The 1,316-nt window shown below is 39.8% G+C and carries 1 protein-coding gene and 1 pseudogene; one reads left to right on the top strand and one right to left on the bottom strand.

Annotation, left to right across the window (positions count from 1 at the left end; translation table 11 throughout):
• Positions 1 to 252 precede the first annotated feature (252 nt).
• On the top strand, positions 253 to 870 hold the full coding sequence (thrH, locus tag VXQ92_RS18450; protein WP_000406997.1) for a bifunctional phosphoserine phosphatase/homoserine phosphotransferase ThrH: 618 nt from the start codon (positions 253 to 255) through the stop codon (positions 868 to 870).
• Positions 871 to 937: 67 nt separating this feature from the next.
• On the opposite strand, the pseudogene VXQ92_RS18445 reads toward thrH, so the two are convergent.
• Positions 938 to 1,316 (bottom strand): annotated as a pseudogene (locus VXQ92_RS18445) (transporter); the annotation flags it as partial.

Here is a 1,316-nt window from a genome sequence, read left to right as displayed (position 1 = left end):
CGCGGACTTTTAGCTGCATATTCAGCCGCGAGAGCATCAACAATATCAATAGTCGGAATAATGGTCATGGGTGTTCCTGGCAAAAGGCTTGGGCGCATTGAGTTATGAAAAATATTCTAAAGGATAGTGAATAAATTGCTTAGCACTTTAATTTCGATCCTTATGAATAAAATTGATTTGATCAATAACAACGCAAAACTGAAAATCTTAATGGTATGATACAGCAATTTTTAACCAACGTTGGAAGCATTCATGGAAATCGTATGCCTAGATCTTGAGGGAGTTTTAGTTCCTGAAATTTGGATCAATTTCGCAAAAAAAACAGGGATTAAAGAACTAGAAGCAACAACTCGTGATATTCCGGATTATGATGTTTTAATGACTCAGCGTCTGAATATTCTAAAACAACACGGTTTAGGCTTAAAAGACATCCAAGAAGTTATTGCCGAGATGGGGCCACTACCAGGTGCAAAAGAGTTTGTTGAATGGGTGAGCAATCATTTCCAGCTGGTCATTCTGTCGGATACTTTCTATGAGTTTGCCCATCCTTTAATGAAACAATTAGGCTGGCCAACAATTTTCTGTCATAAATTAGAGACAGATGAAAATGGTATGATTACCGCTTATAAACTTCGCCAACCTGACCAAAAACGTGAGTCGGTTAAAGCGCTACATGGTTTGAATTTCCGTGTGATTGCAGCAGGTGATTCATATAACGATACAACGATGCTTGGTGAAGCCGACCATGGTTTCTTGTTTGATGCGCCTGCAAATGTTATTGCGGAGTTTCCGCAGTTTCCTGCAATCAATGGTTATAATGCATTAAAAGAAGCAATCCGCTCAGTTTCACAGCGCAATATTCCTGCTTAACCAAGAACAAATAGACAATAAAAAAGGCGCTATAAGCGCCTTTTTTATTTAGATTGGTTTTTGAAACTTAGAATTTATAACCAAGTTTTAAACCGTAAGCGATAGCATTGTTATCATCAAAAGTTCCAGCTGCTGAATGAGCACCTGTTACAGCATCTGCATCACCCAGCCAGAAATATTTTACACCGCCCGCAATAAAGGTTTGTGGAGTAGGGCTGTATTGAACGCCCAAGCCTACGTTCCAGTAACCTTCTGTTGGTCCTAAAGTTGTAACAGGGTTACCCGCGCCAGAGTCCCAACCTACAGAAACGTTACCTGCCCATTTATCGTTGAGTTTACGGCCTACACCCGCAGTAACAGACCATTGGTCATCTGAGTAATCTACTAGATTAAATCCATTAGGTTTACCTAATTGAGGAAGTAATTGACCAGCTGCTTTTGAAACA

The sequence above is a fragment of the Acinetobacter sp. 228 genome, from assembly GCF_048147885.1.
The sequence above is the reverse complement of the archived record's forward strand: the minus strand, read 5'-3'. Positions and strand labels throughout refer to the sequence as shown.

Bases quoted from the DNA above. Each gene is read 5' to 3' on its own strand.
- thrH (WP_000406997.1), top strand. From the start codon at position 253: ATGGAAATCGTATGCCTAGATCTTGAGGGAGTTTTAGTTCCTGAAATT.